The 17,210-nt window shown below is 57.6% G+C and carries 20 protein-coding genes; 6 read left to right on the top strand and 14 right to left on the bottom strand.

From position 1 onward, the window contains the following. Window positions 1-210 precede the first annotated feature (210 nt). Window positions 211-1,443: a peptidase T gene (gene pepT / locus MKS11_RS09590; protein WP_004206633.1), complete on the top strand. Its 1,233-nt coding sequence runs from the start codon at window positions 211-213 to the stop codon at window positions 1,441-1,443. A 139-nt stretch (window positions 1,444-1,582) separates the two neighbouring features. On the opposite strand, the gene MKS11_RS09585 is transcribed toward pepT, so the two are convergent. The 3 genes from MKS11_RS09585 to phoP all read right to left on the bottom strand — a co-directional run bounded on the left by MKS11_RS09585 (window position 1,583) and on the right by phoP (window position 4,927). Next, window positions 1,583-2,704, bottom strand: a complete 1,122-nt coding sequence (locus MKS11_RS09585) for a cupin domain-containing protein (protein WP_004206634.1) — start codon at window positions 2,702-2,704, stop codon at window positions 1,583-1,585. Between the two features lie 85 nt (window positions 2,705-2,789). Then, window positions 2,790-4,256: a two-component system sensor histidine kinase PhoQ gene (gene phoQ, locus MKS11_RS09580; RefSeq protein ID WP_004206635.1), complete on the bottom strand. Its 1,467-nt coding sequence runs from the start codon at window positions 4,254-4,256 to the stop codon at window positions 2,790-2,792. Then, window positions 4,256-4,927 (bottom strand): two-component system response regulator PhoP, encoded by a 672-nt coding sequence (gene phoP, locus MKS11_RS09575; RefSeq protein ID WP_004206636.1) that lies wholly within the window; start codon window positions 4,925-4,927, stop codon window positions 4,256-4,258. Before phoP ends, phoQ begins: the two co-directional genes overlap by 1 nt. A 282-nt stretch (window positions 4,928-5,209) precedes the next feature. Between phoP and MKS11_RS09570 the strand changes: the two genes are divergently transcribed. Both MKS11_RS09570 and MKS11_RS09565 read left to right on the top strand, forming a co-directional pair. After that, window positions 5,210-6,016, top strand: coding sequence for an AraC family transcriptional regulator (locus tag MKS11_RS09570; protein ID WP_004206637.1), 807 nt, complete (start codon window positions 5,210-5,212; stop codon window positions 6,014-6,016). 83 nt (window positions 6,017-6,099) lie between these two features. Next, window positions 6,100-6,462 (top strand): cupin domain-containing protein, encoded by a 363-nt coding sequence (locus MKS11_RS09565; protein ID WP_087771214.1) that lies wholly within the window; start codon window positions 6,100-6,102, stop codon window positions 6,460-6,462. A 54-nt stretch (window positions 6,463-6,516) separates the two neighbouring features. Here MKS11_RS09565 and purB read toward each other — a convergent pair whose 3' ends face one another. Genes purB through rluE form a run of 5 tightly spaced genes read right to left on the bottom strand, consistent with a single transcriptional unit; the run spans window position 6,517 to window position 10,875 of the window. Continuing rightward, window positions 6,517-7,887, bottom strand: coding sequence for an adenylosuccinate lyase (purB, locus tag MKS11_RS09560; protein ID WP_004150804.1), 1,371 nt, complete (start codon window positions 7,885-7,887; stop codon window positions 6,517-6,519). 3 nt (window positions 7,888-7,890) lie between these two features. Next, window positions 7,891-8,532, bottom strand: a complete 642-nt coding sequence (gene hflD / locus MKS11_RS09555) for a high frequency lysogenization protein HflD (protein WP_004140557.1) — start codon at window positions 8,530-8,532, stop codon at window positions 7,891-7,893. Between the two features lie 54 nt (window positions 8,533-8,586). Further along, a complete protein-coding gene (gene mnmA / locus MKS11_RS09550) occupies window positions 8,587-9,693 on the bottom strand; it encodes a tRNA 2-thiouridine(34) synthase MnmA (RefSeq protein WP_064177984.1) in 1,107 nt (368 codons plus the stop codon). A 56-nt stretch (window positions 9,694-9,749) separates the two neighbouring features. Beyond that, window positions 9,750-10,208 carry an NUDIX hydrolase gene (locus tag MKS11_RS09545; protein WP_004206639.1) on the bottom strand — a complete coding sequence of 153 codons (459 nt, stop codon included), beginning with the start codon at window positions 10,206-10,208 and terminating at the stop codon, window positions 9,750-9,752. 16 nt (window positions 10,209-10,224) lie between these two features. Continuing rightward, on the bottom strand, window positions 10,225-10,875 hold the full coding sequence (rluE, locus tag MKS11_RS09540) for a 23S rRNA pseudouridine(2457) synthase RluE (protein ID WP_004206640.1): 651 nt from the start codon (window positions 10,873-10,875) through the stop codon (window positions 10,225-10,227). 240 nt (window positions 10,876-11,115) lie between these two features. Between rluE and icd the strand changes: the two genes are divergently transcribed. Next, the gene (gene icd, locus MKS11_RS09535; protein WP_004150800.1) at window positions 11,116-12,366 is read left to right on the top strand and encodes an NADP-dependent isocitrate dehydrogenase; all 1,251 of its coding nucleotides are present in this window, start codon (window positions 11,116-11,118) and stop codon (window positions 12,364-12,366) included. A 272-nt stretch (window positions 12,367-12,638) separates the two neighbouring features. Here the strand turns inward: icd and MKS11_RS09530 are convergent, their stop codons facing one another. The 4 genes from MKS11_RS09530 to MKS11_RS09515 all read right to left on the bottom strand — a co-directional run bounded on the left by MKS11_RS09530 (window position 12,639) and on the right by MKS11_RS09515 (window position 14,743). Further along, window positions 12,639-13,352, bottom strand: a complete 714-nt coding sequence (locus MKS11_RS09530; protein WP_023317962.1) for a helix-turn-helix transcriptional regulator — start codon at window positions 13,350-13,352, stop codon at window positions 12,639-12,641. Further along, complete coding sequence (locus MKS11_RS09525) at window positions 13,349-13,741, bottom strand: amino acid-binding ACT domain-containing protein (protein WP_004203705.1); 393 nt, start codon at window positions 13,739-13,741, stop codon at window positions 13,349-13,351. Before MKS11_RS09525 ends, MKS11_RS09530 begins: the two co-directional genes overlap by 4 nt. Then, complete coding sequence (locus MKS11_RS09520) at window positions 13,734-14,057, bottom strand: antibiotic biosynthesis monooxygenase (protein ID WP_004203706.1); 324 nt, start codon at window positions 14,055-14,057, stop codon at window positions 13,734-13,736. The genes MKS11_RS09525 and MKS11_RS09520 overlap by 8 nt, the downstream gene beginning before the upstream one ends. A 254-nt stretch (window positions 14,058-14,311) precedes the next feature. Further along, on the bottom strand, window positions 14,312-14,743 hold the full coding sequence (locus MKS11_RS09515) for a VOC family protein (protein WP_023339918.1): 432 nt from the start codon (window positions 14,741-14,743) through the stop codon (window positions 14,312-14,314). Window positions 14,744-14,876: 133 nt separating this feature from the next. On the opposite strand from MKS11_RS09515, the gene MKS11_RS09510 reads away from it, so the two are divergent. Further along, the gene (locus MKS11_RS09510; protein WP_025368242.1) at window positions 14,877-15,458 is read left to right on the top strand and encodes a TetR/AcrR family transcriptional regulator; all 582 of its coding nucleotides are present in this window, start codon (window positions 14,877-14,879) and stop codon (window positions 15,456-15,458) included. Window positions 15,459-15,575: 117 nt separating this feature from the next. Here MKS11_RS09510 and MKS11_RS09505 read toward each other — a convergent pair whose 3' ends face one another. Then, window positions 15,576-16,049, bottom strand: a complete 474-nt coding sequence (locus MKS11_RS09505) for an OsmC family protein (RefSeq protein WP_087771623.1) — start codon at window positions 16,047-16,049, stop codon at window positions 15,576-15,578. A gap of 318 nt (window positions 16,050-16,367) precedes the next feature. Here MKS11_RS09505 and MKS11_RS09500 point away from each other — a divergent pair, with 318 nt between their 5' ends. Beyond that, complete coding sequence (locus tag MKS11_RS09500) at window positions 16,368-16,913, top strand: cysteine hydrolase family protein (RefSeq protein WP_048294493.1); 546 nt, start codon at window positions 16,368-16,370, stop codon at window positions 16,911-16,913. Window positions 16,914-16,967: 54 nt separating this feature from the next. Here the strand turns inward: MKS11_RS09500 and MKS11_RS09495 are convergent, their stop codons facing one another. Further along, the gene (locus MKS11_RS09495; protein WP_004203710.1) at window positions 16,968-17,195 is read right to left on the bottom strand and encodes a DUF1272 domain-containing protein; all 228 of its coding nucleotides are present in this window, start codon (window positions 17,193-17,195) and stop codon (window positions 16,968-16,970) included. Window positions 17,196-17,210: the final 15 nt, after the last annotated feature.

The following is a 17,210-nucleotide window of genomic DNA, read 5'->3' as shown; positions in this document are numbered from 1 at the left end:
ACCTTTGGGGTTGCACGTTTTTAATAAGGGCCAGCATTCTACGGCAAACGAGGGTAATCGCCAATCCTTGATACGCCCGCATAGTCTACCTTTACACCATAACGTCGGTTCCGTTATTAAATTTCGCTTTACGGGCTAAAAATGACCTGACGCAATATTTGTCTTTTCTGGCTTATCAATAATGTTGTCACAAAAGAAGAGGGTGGCTACATGGATAAATTGCTTGAGCGTTTTTTGCAGTACGTTTCTTTGGACACGCAGTCGAAGCCTGGCGTTCGTCAGGTCCCCAGCACGGAAGGGCAGTGGAAGCTGTTACGCCTGTTGCAGGCGCAGCTGGAAGAAATGGGACTGGTCAAGGTAACGCTGAGTGAAAAAGGGACGGTAATGGGAACCCTGCCCGCCAACGTTGAGGGCGATATCCCGGCCATCGGCTTTATCTCTCACGTCGACACCTCCCCGGATTTCAGCGGCAAAAACGTTAACCCGCAGATTGTCGAAAACTATCGCGGCGGCGATATCGCGCTCGGCATTGGCGATGAGGTGCTCTCTCCGGTGATGTTCCCGGTTTTGCATCAGCTTTTGGGGCAGACGCTGATCACCACCGACGGGAAGACGCTGCTGGGGGCGGACGACAAGGCCGGCATCGCCGAAATCATGACCGCGCTGGCGACCCTGCAGGCGAAAAACATCCCCCACGGCGATATCCGCGTGGCCTTCACCCCCGATGAAGAGGTGGGAAAAGGGGCGAAGCATTTCGACGTCGAGGCCTTTGACGCCCGCTGGGCCTACACCGTAGATGGCGGCGGGGTCGGCGAACTGGAGTTTGAAAATTTCAATGCCGCCTCGGTGACCATTAAGATCGTCGGCAACAACGTGCACCCCGGCACCGCGAAAGGGGTGATGGTCAACGCGCTGTCGCTGGCCGCGCGCATTCATGCCGAAGTGCCGGCCGACGAGGCGCCGGAGACCACAGAAGGCTATGAAGGCTTTTATCACCTCACCAGCATCAAAGGCAGCGTCGATCGGGCCGAGATGCACTACATCATCCGCGATTTTGACCGCAAGCACTTTGAGGCGCGCAAGCGCAAGATGATGGAGATCGCCAAAAAGGTGGGCAAGGGGCTGCACCCGGACTGCTATATCGAGCTGGTGATCGAGGACAGTTATTACAACATGCATGAGCAGGTGATTGCCCACCCGCACGTGGTCGATATTGCCCGCCAGGCGATGGTGGACTGCGATATCGAACCGCAGATGAAACCGATCCGCGGCGGTACCGACGGCGCGCAGCTCTCGTTTATGGGACTGCCGTGCCCGAACCTGTTTACCGGCGGCTACAACTATCACGGCAAACATGAGTTTGTCACCCTGGAAGGGATGGAGAAAGCGGTGCAGGTGATCGTGCGTATCGCCGAGCTGACGGCGGCACGAACAGGGAAATAACCTTCGCAACCAGGCCGGTCATTCTGCTTGTCGCATAAGATGCCGGATGGCGGCTTCGCCTTATCCGGCCTACGGTCCAGCCGGTGACTACAGAACCCGTAGGCCCGGCAAGCGCAGCGCCGCCGGGCAGGATGGAGACTCAGTCGCCAAAGAACCAGTAGCCGCTGTTGACCAGCGCCGCCAGCATGGCGAGGAAGGAAGGATCTTCCAGCGCATCGCCAAAATGGTCGGCGCGCAGCGTCAGGTGGGTAGCTAAGGCGTCCAGCGCCGGACGGTGCGGGGAGTTGATCTTCTCGCCATTGACGAACACCTCGCCGTCAATGCGCAGCACCCGCAGGCCGCCAAGGCGTTCCAGGGTATCGCCCTGCTGCAGGGCATCATAAATCTCGTCAGGCTGATAAGGCGGCTCCGGCGGCGCGACGTCAAGTTCATGACGCGACTGGGTGATAAACTCGCCGAACCACTGCTTAAAGTGCTCCGGTTGGTTAATCAGCCCCAGCATCATCTCGCGCAGGCGGTCGAGTTCGGCCGGTAAAATATCCGCCGGATGGTCGCGCGACGGCACGTCCGGATCGGCGTAGCGCTGGCTGCCCAGTTCGCGCTGGAGAACGTAGTCGGCAAATCCGCTGAACAACTCGCGGGCATTCGGCGCGCGATAGCCGACCGAATAGTTGAGCGAGTTTTCCAGCGAATACCCCTCATGCGGGAATCCTGGCGGAATATAGAGAATATCCCCCGGCTCCATCTCTTCATCGATGATCGCCTCGAAGGGGTCAACCTGCAGCAGGTCCGGATGCGGGCAGTGCTGTTTCATCGGCACTTTTTCCCCGACGCGCCAGCGTCGACGGCCTGTGCCCTGAATGATAAACACATCATACTGATCCAGATGCGGGCCGACGCCGCCGCCCGGTACTGAGAAGGAGATCATCAGGTCGTCGATACGCCAGTCCGGCAGGGCGCGGAACGGGTGCATTAGCGCCGCAGACGGCTCATGCCAGTGGTTAACCGCCTGCACCAGCAGGGACCAGTTGTTTTCGCTCAGGTGATCGTAGCTTTCGAAGGGACCGTGACTGACCTGCCATTTTCCATCCTGATGGCTGACAAGGCGGCTATCGACCTCGCTCTCCATGGCCAGTCCAGCCAGTTCGTCCGGGCTCAGCGGGTCGATAAAATTGGCGAAGCCGCGCTTCAATACCACCGGCCGTTTTTGCCAGTAGCGTTCGATAAAGTCGGGCCAGTTAAGCGTTAATTGATAATCCATATTGATATTCCACTGCAGGTGTCTGACAGGGATTATAACGGATGCGGCGCCCCGGCGATGCAGGCGCCGTGAAAAAACTCAACGATTAACTCTCTTTATCTTCCATCAGCTGGCGGCCAAACACCACCTCCATGCAGGCGCCGCCGAGCAGGCTCTCGCCGGCGATGATCTCCCCGTCATATTGTTCGACGATTTCCCGGGCGACGGAGAGCCCCACCCCCTGGCCGGGACGCAGAGTATCCGCCCGCTGGCCGCGGTCGAAGACGGCGCGGCGCTGGCTCGGTGGGATCCCCGGCCCATCGTCTTCCACCAGGATGTGCAGATGACTGTCGGTGGTCTGGCGCACGGAAACCTCCACGAACTCCAGACAGTACTTACAGGCGTTATCGAGAACGTTGCCCATCACTTCCATAAAATCGTTCTGCTCGCCGACAAAACTGATCTCCGGCGAGATGTCGAGCGAGATATTGACCCCCTTGCGCTGATAGACCTTATTGAGGGCGGAGGTCAGGCTGTCGAGCAGCGGGGCGATCGGGTGTAGTTCCCGGCTCAGCAGGGTACCGCCGCTGCGCATGCTGGCGCGATGCAAATAGTAACCAATCTGCTGCGAAATGCGGCTGATCTGCTCCAGCATCACTGGCTCCGCCTCGTCGACGCTGATCTTCTCGCCGCGCAGCGAGCGCAACGTGCTCTGCATCACCGCCAGCGGCGTTTTCAGGCTGTGGGTGAGATCGGTGAGGGTGGTGCGGTATTTGTCATAGCGTTCACGCTCGCTGCGAACCAGCCGGTTAAGGTTGCTCACCAGTCGGGTCAGCTCGCGGGTGGTGTTGGGATTGAGCTTCTCGCGGTGATGTTCCTCCAGCTCGCGCACCTCTTTGGCCAGCGACTCGATGGGGCGCAGGCTCCACCAGGCGGCGACCCACAGCAGGGGGATCACCAGCAACAGGTTGGCGGCCAGCACGTAGATAAACCAGCTCCACACCATATAGCTGCGCTTGAGCTCCACCGGGATGGTGTCGACCACCACGATACTGAGCTGGGGCATTTTGCTGGTGGCTGGGTAGAAGTTGATCGCCACCGAGTGGGTCATCTCCGAATCGTCGCCCTGTTCGCGGATGGCGTCCAGCTGTTCCTGAACCTCATGGTTATTGCGCAACAGCATACTGCTGCTGTCGACATCGGCTTCAATTTCATGGAAGCCATTGCGTTTCAACCAATCCGGTTGAATGCGCTTCGTCAGCCAGGGGACATCGCGCTGCGCCCACAGTAGTTTGCCCTTCTCATCGTAAATAAGGGTCACCGTCGGGCTTTCCATATTCAGATTTTCCGGGATATCGACATCAATGGCGCCGTTCTCCCATTTGGCCAGCATATAAAAGAGATTGCTCTCGCCGCGCAGCAGACGGAAGGTGGTTTTATCGAAGCTGACGCTGTAGCCCACCAGCGCCACCATGCCATAGGCCAGGGAGAGCACCAGCACCACCCCGGCGGTCGCCAGCAGGAAGCGAACCCGTAATGACAGCGGGAAAATATGCCGCAACAGTCCCTTCATCAGCGCAGTTCGAACAGATAGCCCTGGCCGCGCACCGTGGTGATGACGTCCTGCGGGTATTCAGCCTGAATTTTCTTACGCAGCCGGCCCATCAGCACGTCGATGGTATGGCTTTCACGCAGTTCGGCATCCGGGTAAAGCTGGAGCATCAGGGAATCTTTACTGACCACTTTGCCGCGGTTGCGGATCAGGGTTTCCATAATCGTGTACTCAAAGGCCGTCAGCTTGATCGGCTGATCGTTCACCGACAGCTCGCGGCGGGAGAGGTCGACCTGAAACGGCGGCAGAGAGATCACCTGCGAGGCCAGGCCGCTGTTGCGGCGCAGCAGCGCCTGCATGCGGGCGGCAACCTCTTCAATATGGAAAGGCTTGGTGACGTAATCATCCGCCCCGGCGCTGAGCACTTCGACTTTATCCTGCCATCCTTCGCGGGCGGTCAGCACCAGCACCGGCAGCGACACGTCATGGCTGCGCCAGCGACGGATCAACGATAATCCATCTTCGTCCGGCAGGCCGAGATCGACGATGGCGATATCCGGGAGATGTTCGCCCAGATAGTAATCCGCTTCCTTGGCATCCTCTGCGGCATCGACCTGATGGCCCAGCTCCTGGAGCTGAACTTTGAGGTGGTGACGCAGCAGGGCATTATCCTCAACCACGAGTACGCGCATGGCTGTTCTCCCTTGCAATTTCGAAAGTAGTCTGACGTTTATTATATACGCAAAATATAAACAGCTGTTAAATAAAGCTTTTTATACAAACGGCGTGGAGCATCGCCGGGCAGGCCGGCGTTGAGCGGCGCCTTTTGCGCAGCGGGTATGGAACTCCTTCATTCTATGCGTAATTTCAGCAAACGCCCAGCGGCTGGGCGCGGCAGTGAGCGGGTTGGTGATGTTAATTTTTTGTGTAATAGTGCTCGAATCCTCCCTCAAGAACGCCGCAGGTTATTCATTATGTCTCAGCAGCAGAGCGCGGATTGGGTCAGGCTGGCGCAATCGCCCAGCCGCACGGAGCGCATCGAAGCCTTCTTCGGCGGCCACGGCTACGAGCCGCACCGGCATGATACCTACGCCATCGGCCAGACGATCGCCGGCGTGCAGAGCTTTCACTATCGCGGCGGGCTACAGCACAGTCTGCCCGGCGGGACGATGGTCCTTCACCCGGACGAAATACACGATGGCGAGGCGGGCACCGAGGCGGGGTTTCACTACCGCATGGTCTACATTGAGCCAGCGCTGATCCAGAAGATACTCGGCGGCAGGCCATTGCCGTTTATCCCCGGCGGCCTGTCGGCGGATCCACGGCTAGGTCGCGCCGTGCAGCCGCTGTTGAAAGCGGTCACGGATACCTTCGAGCCGCTGGAGGAAGAAGACGCCCTGTACGACCTGGCGCAGACCCTGGCCGTGGTCGGCGGGCAGCGTTCCCGTCGCCAGGCGTTTGATTATCAGGCGGCGGAGAGGGCTCGGGAGTATATCCATGCCTGTTTTATGCAGGATATGACCCTCGACACCTTGTCGCAGGTCAGCGGCCGGGACCGCTGGAGCCTGAGCCGTGATTTCAGAACGCTGTACGGCACCAGCCCGTGGCGCTACGTCATGATGCGCCGGCTCGATTTTTGTCGCCAGCGGATGCGCGCCGGGGAGCGTCTGGTGGATATTGCCGCTGACGCGGGGTTTGCCGACCAGAGCCACATGACGCGCCAGTTTATCAGCCGCTTTGGCCTCTCTCCGGGGCGCTGGCTGCGGGCGATCCGCGGCTAAGGCGGCGCAGGTTGCACAATCGTTCAAGCGTGAACGCGGCGAGGCGAACTATGCTGACTGCCTTTATCACAAGGAGACAGCCTATGTATCAACTCGCTAATCTTGCTCAGAAATTTTCCCTGTTCAGCGAACAATGGCAGCCCAAAGTGGTGGCCGAAATGAATGACTATCAGTTCAAGATCGTGCGCATCGCCGGCGACTTTATCTGGCACAGCCACCCGGAAACCGATGAGACGCTGATGGTGGTGGAGGGGGTATTGCGCGTGGACTTCCGCGACGGACATGTGCTGGTGAAGGCCGGGGAGATGATCGTCGTGCCGCGAGGGGTGGAACATAAGACCTCGGCGGAGACGGAAGCGAAGCTGATGCTGATTGAACCGCGCGGGGTGTTAAATACCGGCCACGAGGGCGGCGAGCGGACGGCAGTGAACGACGTTTGGATCTGATCGCTTTCCGGCGATAAAACACCCCTCTTTCCGGCGGAAAGAGGGGCAGGGCGATTACTTCAGCTCGTCAACCATGGTGGTTGCCCGACCGATATAGTTGGCCGGGGTCATCGCTTTGAGACGCACTTTTTCCTCTTCCGGCAGGGCGAGGCTGTCAATAAACTGCTTCATCCCTTCCGCGTCCACGCGTTTGCCGCGGGTCAGCTCTTTCAGCTTCTCGTACGGTTTTTCGATACCGTAACGACGCATCACGGTCTGGATCGGCTCAGCCAGTACTTCCCAGTTGTGATCCAGTTCGTCCAGCAGGCGATCCTGGTTCAGCTCCAGCTTGCTGATCCCTTTGAGGGTGGACTGATAGGCGATCAGCGCATAGCCGATGCCCACGCCGAGGTTACGCAGGACGGTGGAGTCGGTCAGGTCGCGCTGCCAGCGGGAAACCGGCAGTTTGCTGGCCAGGTGCTGCATGACCGCATTGGCCAGGCCGAGGTTGCCTTCGGAGTTTTCGAAGTCAATCGGGTTCACCTTGTGCGGCATGGTGGAGGAGCCGATTTCCCCGGCGATGGTCTTCTGTTTGAAGTGGTTGAGCGCGATGTAGCCCCACACGTCGCGATCGAAGTCGATCAGAATGGTGTTAAAGCGCGCGATGCAGTCAAACAGCTCAGCGATATAGTCATGCGGCTCGATCTGCGTGGTGTACGGGTTCCACTGAATGCCCAGCGAAGTAACAAACTCTTCGCTGAACTGATGCCAGTCGACTTCCGGGTAAGCGGCGATGTGGGCGTTGTAGTTACCCACCGCGCCGTTGATTTTACCAAGGATTTCCACCTGGTTCAGCTGACGGTACTGGCGCTCCATACGGTAGGCGACGTTGGCCATCTCTTTACCCATGGTGGACGGTGTCGCTGGCTGGCCGTGGGTACGGGAGAGCAGCGGCACATCGCGGTACTGGGTCGCCAGATCTTTTACCGCGTCAATCAGTTTGCGCCAGTAAGGCAGAACCACTTCGTCGCGGGCGGTTTTCAGCATCAGCGCGTGGGAGAGGTTATTGATGTCTTCGGACGTACAGGCGAAGTGAATAAACTCCGACACGGCGTGCAGTTCGGCGATGTCAGCGACTTTCTCTTTCAGAAAGTACTCTACCGCTTTCACATCGTGATTAGTGGTGCGCTCGATGGTTTTGATGCGCTCGGCGTCTTCGACGCTGAAATCGGCGACGATTTTGTCAAGGAAACCGTTTGCGTCGGCAGCAAAAGCAGGAACTTCCTTGATCGCTGCGTGGGCGGCCAGTTTTTGCAGCCAACGTACTTCCACCTGAACGCGGAATTTCAGCAAACCGAATTCGCTGAAGATACCGCGCAGCGCGCTGACTTTATCGCCGTAGCGGCCGTCTACAGGGGAAACGGCGGTCAGTGAGGATAATTCCATAGATCACAACTCCGGGGTTAAATGAGCAAGAATTTGCTTTGCCTGGTTAACCAGACGATTACGGGAAAACATAAGCTGGAGACGTCCGCCGCCCACCTGATGCCAGAGCACCGCGGCGCGAATACCCGCCAGCAGCGCTGAGCGAACTTTCGCCTGCACCTGCGGGCTTTGCAGCACGGCAGGGGAGCCGGTCACCTGAATACGCGGGCCCAGCGGGCTTATCACGTCGACATAGATGCCCGCCATGGCGCTGAGCAGCGTTTCGGACTGCAGGTCAAAGTGCTCCAGCTGACGATGCAGGCCGGCGATGCGGTTGCCGAGCGTGTCCATCGCCCCTTTACTGGCGGCGAGCTTGCGCTCCAGCACCATCAGGCTCAGGGTATAGCGGGTGAGTTCCGCATTGAGGCCCTGGCGACTGCTGGTATTGAGCACCCCGAGCAGCGTTTCAAGGCCGAGGCGAAGATTGGCTTCACTGCCACCGAACACCGCCAGCGTCGACTCGGGATCGAGGTCGATGATGCTGTTCAGCGACACATGCAGGGCATCGCTGTCGCAATGTCCCTGATGCGCCAGTTGCTGAACCAGTCGCGCCGCCTGGCAAACGCCAGCCAGCGCCAGGGTGATGTCATAGTAATTCTTCGCCACACATACTCCTTGTCAGCCGCCGGGGCGGTTCGTCCCGGCGGAAATAACGCGCGTTCAGGACTGCAGAGGCAGTCGTTGTTCAATAATTCCGCCGCCGAGACACACTTCACCCAAATAGAATACCGCGGACTGGCCCGGTGTCACCGCCGCGACCGGCTCATCGAAGCGGACTTCGATACGGTCTTCATCCAGCGCGGTAACGGTGCAGGGGATATCGGTCTGGCGATAGCGGGTTTTCACCGTGCAGCGCAGGGTGCCCTGCAGCGGTTCACGGTTTACCCAGTGCAGCTGTTGGGCAATCAGACCGACGGACATCAGGCGCGGGTGGTCATGGCCCTGGGCGACGATAAGAATATTATTCTCAACGTCTTTATCGACCACGTACCATGGATCTTCGCTACCCTCTTTGGTGCCGCCGATACCTAGCCCTTTACGCTGGCCCAGGGTGTGGTACATCAGCCCCTGATGGGTACCGATCTCCTCGCCGTCGACGGTGAGGATTTTGCCCGGCTGCGCCGGCAGGTAACGGCCAAGGAAATCGCGGAATTTACGCTCGCCGATAAAGCAGATGCCGGTGGAATCTTTTTTCTTCGCGGTGACCAGATCCAGCTCTTCGGCGATCTTACGCACCTGCGGTTTTTCCAGTTCACCCACCGGGAACAGGCTCTGGGCAATCTGCTCGTGGCTGAGGGTATAAAGGAAGTAGCTCTGATCTTTATTGCCGTCGAGGCCGCGCAGCAGCTGGCTTTTACCGTCGACATCGGCGCGGCGCACATAGTGCCCGGTGGCGATGTAGTCGGCGCCGAGGTCTTCGGCAGCAAACTCGAGGAAGGCTTTAAATTTGATCTCTTTATTGCACAGAATATCCGGGTTCGGCGTGCGGCCGGCTTTGTACTCTTCCAGGAAGAGCTCAAAGACGTTATCCCAATATTCGGCGGCAAAGTTAACGGTGTGCAGTTCAATGCCCAGCTTATCGCAGACCGCTTGCGCATCGGCAAGGTCGGCGGCGGCGGTGCAGTATTCCTCGCCGTCGTCTTCCTCCCAGTTCTTCATGAACAGGCCTTCCACCTTATACCCTTGCTGCAGCAACAGGTACGCGGAGACCGAGGAGTCGACGCCGCCGGACATGCCGACGATCACTTTTTTCTGGCTTTCTGACATGGAAATACTCGCTACATTGAACTTCGAGGCGGCGTATTCTAGCACGCGCTCACCGTTCATTCACCCCCTGTGAACGGCCAGTTAAAGGCGCCAATCAGCGACAGCGGCTGCCGCGGGTCCTGCAGGTAGCAGCGAATGCTTTCGGCAACCAGCGGCGAGCGCAGGTTTGGCGCGTTAAGAATTTCCTCAGCACTGAGCCACAGGCAGCGATCGATATCGCTGTCGTGCGGTTCAGTGGCGCACGGATCGCTAAGTTCGATAGCGAACAGGAAGCGCAGAAACGGGGTGTTATCGGGAGCCAGCCACTGATGCATACGGATGAAGTGCTGCGGCGTGGCGCGAATGCCGGTCTCTTCCCACAGTTCACGTTCAGCGGCCTGCAGCAGCGTTTCATTGGCCTCGAGATGGCCCGCCGGCTGGTTCCACAGCGCTTTGCCGTTAATGGTTTCTTCGACGATGAGAAATTTATCCTGGGCGTGAACCACGCAGGCAACGGTGACATGAGGTTTAAACATCGCTTTTCCTTTTCAGTTATTCGGCTTTGCGCCAGTCGCCGTTGGCCAGTCCGTCGAGTGTATAGCCGCCCATGGCGTAGCGGATCAGACGCAGGGTGGGGAAGCCGACGTGGGCGGTCATCCGGCGCACCTGGCGGTTGCGTCCCTCGTAGAGCGTAATTTTCAGCCAGCGGGTGGGAATCGATTTGCGCTCACGAATCGGCGGGTTGCGCGGCCACAGCCAGACGGGTTCCTCCACAAGTTCTACGTCGGCAGGCAGGGTGGGGCCGTCGTTGAGGGTGACGCCGTCGCGCAAGGCGGTCAGCGCCTCGGGCGTGGGTTCGCCTTCCACCTGAACATAGTAGATCTTGCCGGTGCGCTTACCCGGCTGGGTCAGCTTCGCCTGCAGCGCGCCGTCGTTGGTCAGCACCAGCAGGCCTTCGCTGTCGCGATCGAGCCGACCGGCAGCATAGACGCCCGCCACCGGAATAAAATCTTTCAGCGTGCTGCGCCCGGCCTCGTCGGTAAATTGCGGCAACACATCATAGGGTTTATTGAACAAGATCACAGTTTTTGGCTGGCGTTCTTTACGTTGTCTGGTGACTTGTTGTGTGCTGAATCGCTCAACGCGATGTTTTCTAAATGAAGTTTTCTGCATGGTATTTTCAGGCTCTATCAATTGCCGCATTATAGCCTAATTACGAATGCCTTTCATGGACGCAAACATTCAGGTAGTATTGACATGCTCATTACAAATTATTAACAAAAAATTGCTCAAACCGATTCGCACTACAGGCAGGAAGGCGACACGGACGCGATAGCTCCGGTTAGCGGGAAGACCCGGTACTCCGAAGCTGGCCGACTCAGCCAACACCAGGCTCGCGTGAAGAGGGAAGAGCAGAACCAGAAGCGCTCGAAGGAGAGGTTAATGGAAAGCAAAGTAGTAGTTCCGGCGGAAGGTCAAAAAATCACCCTGCAAAACGGCAAACTGAACGTCCCTCACAATCCGATTATCCCGTTCATTGAAGGTGACGGTATCGGCGTTGACGTTACCCCAGCGATGCTGAAAGTGGTTGATGCCGCCGTTGAGAAAGCCTATAAGGGCGAGCGTAAAATTTCCTGGATGGAAGTTTACACCGGTGAGAAATCGACACACGTCTATGGCCAGGATGTCTGGCTGCCAGCTGAAACCCTCGATCTGATTCGTGACTACCGCGTTGCTATCAAAGGTCCTCTGACTACCCCAGTCGGCGGCGGCATTCGTTCCCTGAACGTGGCGCTGCGCCAGGAGCTGGATCTCTACGTCTGCCTGCGTCCGGTACGTTACTACCAGGGCACCCCGAGCCCGGTTAAGCACCCGGAACTGACCGACATGGTTATCTTCCGTGAAAACTCCGAAGATATCTATGCAGGCATCGAGTGGAAAGCCGACTCTGCTGAAGCAGACAAAGTGATCAAATTCCTGCGCGATGAGATGGGCGTGAAGAAAATTCGCTTCCCGGAACATTGCGGCATCGGCATCAAGCCGTGCTCTGAAGAAGGCACCAAACGTCTGGTTCGTGCAGCCATTGAGTATGCGATCACCAACGATCGTGATTCCGTCACTCTGGTGCACAAAGGCAACATTATGAAGTTCACCGAAGGCGCGTTCAAAGACTGGGGCTACCAGCTGGCTCGCGAAGAGTTCGGCGGCGAGCTGATCGACGGCGGCCCGTGGGTGAAAATCAAGAACCCGAACACCGGCAAAGAGATCGTGGTAAAAGACGTGATCGCCGACGCCTTCCTGCAGCAGATCCTGCTGCGTCCGGCGGAATACGACGTTATCGCCTGTATGAACCTCAACGGCGACTATATCTCTGACGCGCTGGCGGCACAGGTTGGCGGTATCGGTATCGCCCCGGGCGCCAATATCGGCGACGAGTGCGCGCTGTTCGAAGCGACTCACGGTACTGCGCCGAAGTATGCTGGCCAGGACAAAGTGAACCCGGGCTCCATCATCCTGTCCGCAGAGATGATGCTGCGCCACATGCAGTGGTTCGAAGCCGCAGACCTGATCGTTAAAGGCATGGAAGGCGCTATCGCTGCCAAGACCGTGACCTATGACTTCGAACGTCTGATGGAAGGCGCTAAACTACTGAAATGTAGCGAGTTTGGTGACGCGATCATCGCGAACATGTAATCCCGTTAGTGGATTAAGTTAAAGCGGGAGCCGATGGGCTCCCGTTTTTTTATCGCATTCAGGCCGTTATTTTGCCGGACGCTCGCTGCGCGGTACCATGGTCGATTTCCCGCAACACAATGTCCATCAAAGCCATGCGCTTACAACAGGGCTAGCTCAGTTTACCGCGAGATCGCAAGTGGGTATGGATTGAACGCCAGGGGTCTTACTGATGGCCCGACCGGCTTAAACCGGTGCCGTTCGGCGAAAATGTGATGTAGCCTAAACTCAGGCTATCCACCCACCTTCAGATTAAACAGCCGGGACAGCGCCGCTCTGCCGCTATCCGTCACTTGCACTTCCCGATATCCCGGCGCGCGGGTTATCCATCCTTTCTGCTCAAACAGCGCCATCAGCGCCGAACCGGCGTCGCCTCCCAGATGAAAACGTCTTTCGCTCCAGTCAAGACAGGGGCAACAAGGCTTACGTCGCGGGCGAGCGTTAAGTACCGCGCCCAGGCTTTCAAGCTGGGTTTTACCGGCTGACGTCAGGGACTGCCCATCGGCCGCCAGCCATTTTTCCCGCAGCATACACTCATAAATCTTCACCGCCAGCTCGCCCGCCAGATGATCGTAGCAGGTGCGGGCGTAGCGAAGCGTCACCGGCGTGCTGGTGGCCAGCGCCTTATGCGCCTGCATTGAGACGCCCATCAGGTTTTCCAGCAGCCCGGCGATATGCGGGCCCGCCAGGCGGTAATAGCGGTGGCGCCCCTGCGCGAGACACACCACCAGCCCGTTGCTGAGCAGCCGGGCAAGATGTCCGCTGGTGGTGGAGGCGGAGACCTCGGCGACCGTGCTGAGCTCGGTCGCCGTCCATGCGCGCCCGTCCATCAGCGCGCAGAGAATACTGACCCTTGACGGGTCAGAGAGGGCAGAGGCCACCATCGCCATCGCGGTTTCCAGTGCCGCCTCTGGCTCACTGTCTTGCTGCGTTTTCAGGAGATTCATTCAGAAAGTATGGCCCATTTTTTGGTCACTTCCGCTGCCCGGGTGTCATCATCGGTAAGAAGAATGAGCCGGTTACGGTGGTCGCTGTACTGTACCAGAATATTAATACCGTTGCGGGCAAGGGTGTCGGCAATGTCTCCCAGTTCCCCGGGGCGTTCCTGGGGTAACTTACGTATCAGAGGACGGCATACATCGCTGACCGTAAAGCCGGCCTCGGTCAGCACCCTGCGGGCTGTCTCACCGTCCTCCACCAGAAAATGCGCATGTCCGGCATCAGGCGTGGTGAATACCCCACCACCTTCGAGGCCCACACCGTTGTTGCCCAGCGCTATACCCATTGCGCCAAGCGAGCCCGGCGTGTTGCTGAGAATGATGTGAATATCATACATCTGGCTGTGCTCCCCGATCCGATGAGTAATCCCGGAACACGCGGGCAACGCGTATTCTGTAGTATGAAAAAATCGATGCTTTGCCTTCGCGCTGGGCAGCCAGATGCCGCTCATTTTGCTGCCAGTTGGCCACCGATGCTTCATCTTCCCACCAGGATAGCGAAAGGATTTTGCCGGGCGAATTCAGGCTCTGAAAACGCTCGATGGCAATAAACCCCGGCGTGTCTGAAAGCAAAGGCGTCAGCCCGGCCGCCAGCTGAAGATATCTTTCCTGTGCTTCCGGTAAGGCGTCGGCCTCAAAAAGTACTGCAATCATAAGTCTGCTCCGTGGTGAATTTCCCTGCAGTCTAATGACGACCAGAGCAGGATGCTTCGGTCTGTAGCGAAATATGCCTGTTAGGAAAAAAAACGGTCTGACGGTGGGTACCACTACCCGATACGCCTTTTTCAACATCAGACCGGCCTCTGGCGCAGGGCTAACGAGCGTCAGGCTGCAGTAAGCTACGGCAGGGCGGACGATGGCGACAGGCGGGAAGCAGGACAGGAGGGCCATCACCACCCGGCGTTATCTCACACTGGCTTATCGCCACAGTGGCTGGTATAGACGCTCACGCCATGGCCATCAGGATCCAGCATTGAGAAGTAATCATGCCCATACAGCGGTGCTTCGGCAATATCCGCAGGGGAGTAGCCGTTAGCCATTAATTCGGCACGATATTTTTCGAGATCGGCTCTGGTGTGTCCGGCGATCATCAGATCAATCTTTTCGCTAATAAAATCAGGACGCTGGCCAACGCGGCTGGCGTGAAGCGCACCCGCCATGGGATCGTCTTTCGCGGCTAACAGGAGATGGGTGCCGCCGCGAAGCTCAATGATTGCCATTTCCGGAAATTTGTCGATACCGCGTAGTCCCAGGCCCTGGTAGAAGGCATAACTCGACTCAACGTCTTTCACCTTCATGACAAAATGTGCGATGGCTGCAGATGGTACAAATTCTTCCATTTCATTGCCTTATAAATATGTTGTTGTGGAAAAATGCAGTAGCAATCTTGTTGCTACCGGGTCGCAGTGCTAATCTGACTGGCTAGTCGAAAATATTATGCGACTGATCAGTCGAAAAAGACAAGGGGAAGTTGTGACGCGTAAAAAAGAGATCGATAAAGAAAAGGTGTTGGATGCCGCGGAAAGCCTGATTCTTGAGTCGGGTGGCCGATTATTCACCCTGGATGCCGTCGCCGAGCGTGCCGGCATAAGCAAGGGTGGCCTGGTATATACCTTTTCTTCCAAGGACGGTCTGATTCACGCTGTCCTGGAGCGTGAAGTGGCCCGTTTTCAGGAGGCAGTCCGGCAGCGTCTTCCTGCCGCTCCGGTGGGACCGATCGAACTCGTACTCGCGCATATCGAAGAGGCTTTGGCGGAAGAGGACGTCTCCACCCAAATGGCGGCGTTTCTTATCACCGCGCTCGTTCATGCTCCCGGCATGCTGGAACCCGTCCGAAGTCTTTACCGATCACTCCTCGATCCGCTTCGTTCGGTGAGCGGGGAGTACGTTGCCGTGCGCCACGCGTTTCTTGCCGTGGAAGGCGCTTTTTTGCTCCGTGGGTTTGGCCTGGCAGATATCTCTGCCGACGAGATAAAATCAGTATTACGCTATGCCCATACCCAGGTTTTGTCAGCCTTAGCGGCATCCACCGGCAAGGCCTCGCATGCTTCCTGATTAACCCGGGCGCTGACAGACCGATGGATGGCACTACGTGGCTGTTGCCGCGCGGAGCCATCTGATCTGTCCGTGCGGCACAGCGCCTGCGCGCCGAATTACCGTCCCAGAAACGCGTTACTCTGCGTTAAAAATAATAAATTCAGGCTGGTAACTGACCGGGAAATTGACCGATCGGGCGATAAAACAGACGTGATGGATCTGCTGATGAATGGCCGTGGCGGCGTCGAGATCGGTTCCTGGTAATACGGTGATTTTCGGCCTGAGGGTGGCAGAAATAAAGCGACCCGCGCCCCCTTTAAATACTTCACCCGTTGCCACCGGCGAGTCCTGATATTCCATGACCGTAATGCCGGCATCTGAGGCCAGATGTAAGTACCACAGCATGTGACAGGCAGAGAGAGAAGAGAGCAGGAGATCTTCCGGGTTCATTTTGCCGGGATCGCCGCCCAGTAATGGATCATTTGAACAATGAATGGGTTCTTTTCCCTTTACCGCGATATCCCAGGTCCGGGCATAAGCCTTGTAACCCGAGGTACCCGTGCCCTGATTGCCGGTCCATGTGATATTGCTGGTATAAGCATGTTGCATAGATTTGCCTTTTCTCTGTGGAGGGGGGATTTATGTGCTGGCGGCTGCGTTGATCGCGCATAAATTGCCATCCGTCTCAGCTCAATGCTATAAGAAAAGAGCCGTTTTAATGGCGCTTATGTTTTATCTGTAAGGAATAAGTGAAGGTCAGATAATGATTACGTCAGTGCAGCCAACCACCACCGTCACCACCACGACCGTAACCTGCGGTGGTGTGGGCGTATCTGTGACCGGCTCCTGACAAACAGATCCTCACTCCCCGCCAATGTGGACGGGGAGAGACCTCTCCGTTCGTGACAGACTGAATGGAGGCCCATCATGATTTCATCTGAGCATGCCCTGTTAATTATCGATATGCAGCAGGGGCTTTTCCGTGGCCCGGTTTCCCCGTATCAGGCCGATGCGCTTCTGGCGAACGTTTGCCTGCTGATTGAAAAAGCGAGACAGGCTGAGGTGCCCGTCTTCTTTGCCCGCCATACCGGAGCTGACGACTCTCCGTTCTCCGCGCAAAGTCCATTAACTCAACTGCTGCCTGAGATGGGTGTTAACGGCGAGCGGGATATCGTCTTTATTAAAAAGTACCCTTCCTGTTTCCAGCAAACTGACCTTGCGCATCAGCTCGCTCAGGCCGGCGTAAAACAGCTGGTTATTGCCGGGATGAAAACCGAATTCTGCGTGGACACGACCTGCCGAGCGGCATCGGCGCTGGGATTACGGACGGTGCTGATCTCAGATGCGCACTCAACCATGGATAACGAACGTTTATCAGCGCCTGACATCATTGGCCATCACAATGTCACCCTTGCCGGGCCATTTGTGACGCTGTCGACCGCCGCAGAGTGGCGCTTTTCGGCAGCGAAATAAGGATGAAGAAAGGGAGCCCGAGGGCTCCCTTTCGCTACGCCTGCTCATCCGGTTTTACTGCCCATGGCGGCGCAGGGTGGAGGCGGGGTGGCGCCGGAGCGCCTCTTCGGGACGCACAGGGCGCCGCACCAGTTCGCCGCCGCAGTTCGGGCAATGGCCGTTAAGCCGCGCCGTCATGCAGTCCTGGCAAAAGGTGCACTCGAACGAACAGATAAACGCTTCGCGTGAGTCTGGCGGCAGATCTTTATCACAGCATTCGCAATTCGGGCGTAACTCGAGCATTTCCTTCCCCTGTGG

The organism is Klebsiella sp. K5-45, from assembly GCF_030128605.1.
Classification (GTDB): domain Bacteria; phylum Pseudomonadota; class Gammaproteobacteria; order Enterobacterales; family Enterobacteriaceae; genus Klebsiella; species Klebsiella quasipneumoniae.
The sequence above is the reverse complement of the archived record's forward strand: the minus strand, read 5'-3'. Positions and strand labels throughout refer to the sequence as shown.

What these genes read in the sequence shown, in the direction of transcription:
- MKS11_RS09520 (WP_004203706.1), bottom strand. Translation starts at nt 14,057, where the DNA reads ATGATTGCAGTACTTTTTGAGGCCGACGCCTTACCGGAAGCACAGGAA.
- MKS11_RS09515 (WP_023339918.1), bottom strand. Translation starts at nt 14,743, where the DNA reads ATGGAAGAATTTGTACCATCTGCAGCCATCGCACATTTTGTCATGAAG.
- MKS11_RS09545 (WP_004206639.1), bottom strand. Translation starts at nt 10,208, where the DNA reads ATGTTTAAACCTCATGTCACCGTTGCCTGCGTGGTTCACGCCCAGGAT.
- MKS11_RS09570 (WP_004206637.1), top strand. Translation starts at nt 5,210, where the DNA reads ATGTCTCAGCAGCAGAGCGCGGATTGGGTCAGGCTGGCGCAATCGCCC.
- MKS11_RS09495 (WP_004203710.1), bottom strand. Translation starts at nt 17,195, where the DNA reads ATGCTCGAGTTACGCCCGAATTGCGAATGCTGTGATAAAGATCTGCCG.
- MKS11_RS09530 (WP_023317962.1), bottom strand. Translation starts at nt 13,352, where the DNA reads ATGAATCTCCTGAAAACGCAGCAAGACAGTGAGCCAGAGGCGGCACTG.
- MKS11_RS09585 (WP_004206634.1), bottom strand. Translation starts at nt 2,704, where the DNA reads ATGGATTATCAATTAACGCTTAACTGGCCCGACTTTATCGAACGCTAC.
- MKS11_RS09505 (WP_087771623.1), bottom strand. Translation starts at nt 16,049, where the DNA reads ATGCAACATGCTTATACCAGCAATATCACATGGACCGGCAATCAGGGC.
- MKS11_RS09500 (WP_048294493.1), top strand. Translation starts at nt 16,368, where the DNA reads ATGATTTCATCTGAGCATGCCCTGTTAATTATCGATATGCAGCAGGGG.
- MKS11_RS09565 (WP_087771214.1), top strand. Translation starts at nt 6,100, where the DNA reads ATGTATCAACTCGCTAATCTTGCTCAGAAATTTTCCCTGTTCAGCGAA.
- phoQ (WP_004206635.1), bottom strand. Translation starts at nt 4,256, where the DNA reads ATGAAGGGACTGTTGCGGCATATTTTCCCGCTGTCATTACGGGTTCGC.
- phoP (WP_004206636.1), bottom strand. Translation starts at nt 4,927, where the DNA reads ATGCGCGTACTCGTGGTTGAGGATAATGCCCTGCTGCGTCACCACCTC.
- MKS11_RS09525 (WP_004203705.1), bottom strand. Translation starts at nt 13,741, where the DNA reads ATGTATGATATTCACATCATTCTCAGCAACACGCCGGGCTCGCTTGGC.
- pepT (WP_004206633.1), top strand. Translation starts at nt 211, where the DNA reads ATGGATAAATTGCTTGAGCGTTTTTTGCAGTACGTTTCTTTGGACACG.
- icd (WP_004150800.1), top strand. Translation starts at nt 11,116, where the DNA reads ATGGAAAGCAAAGTAGTAGTTCCGGCGGAAGGTCAAAAAATCACCCTG.
- purB (WP_004150804.1), bottom strand. Translation starts at nt 7,887, where the DNA reads ATGGAATTATCCTCACTGACCGCCGTTTCCCCTGTAGACGGCCGCTAC.
- mnmA (WP_064177984.1), bottom strand. Translation starts at nt 9,693, where the DNA reads ATGTCAGAAAGCCAGAAAAAAGTGATCGTCGGCATGTCCGGCGGCGTC.
- rluE (WP_004206640.1), bottom strand. Translation starts at nt 10,875, where the DNA reads ATGCGGCAATTGATAGAGCCTGAAAATACCATGCAGAAAACTTCATTT.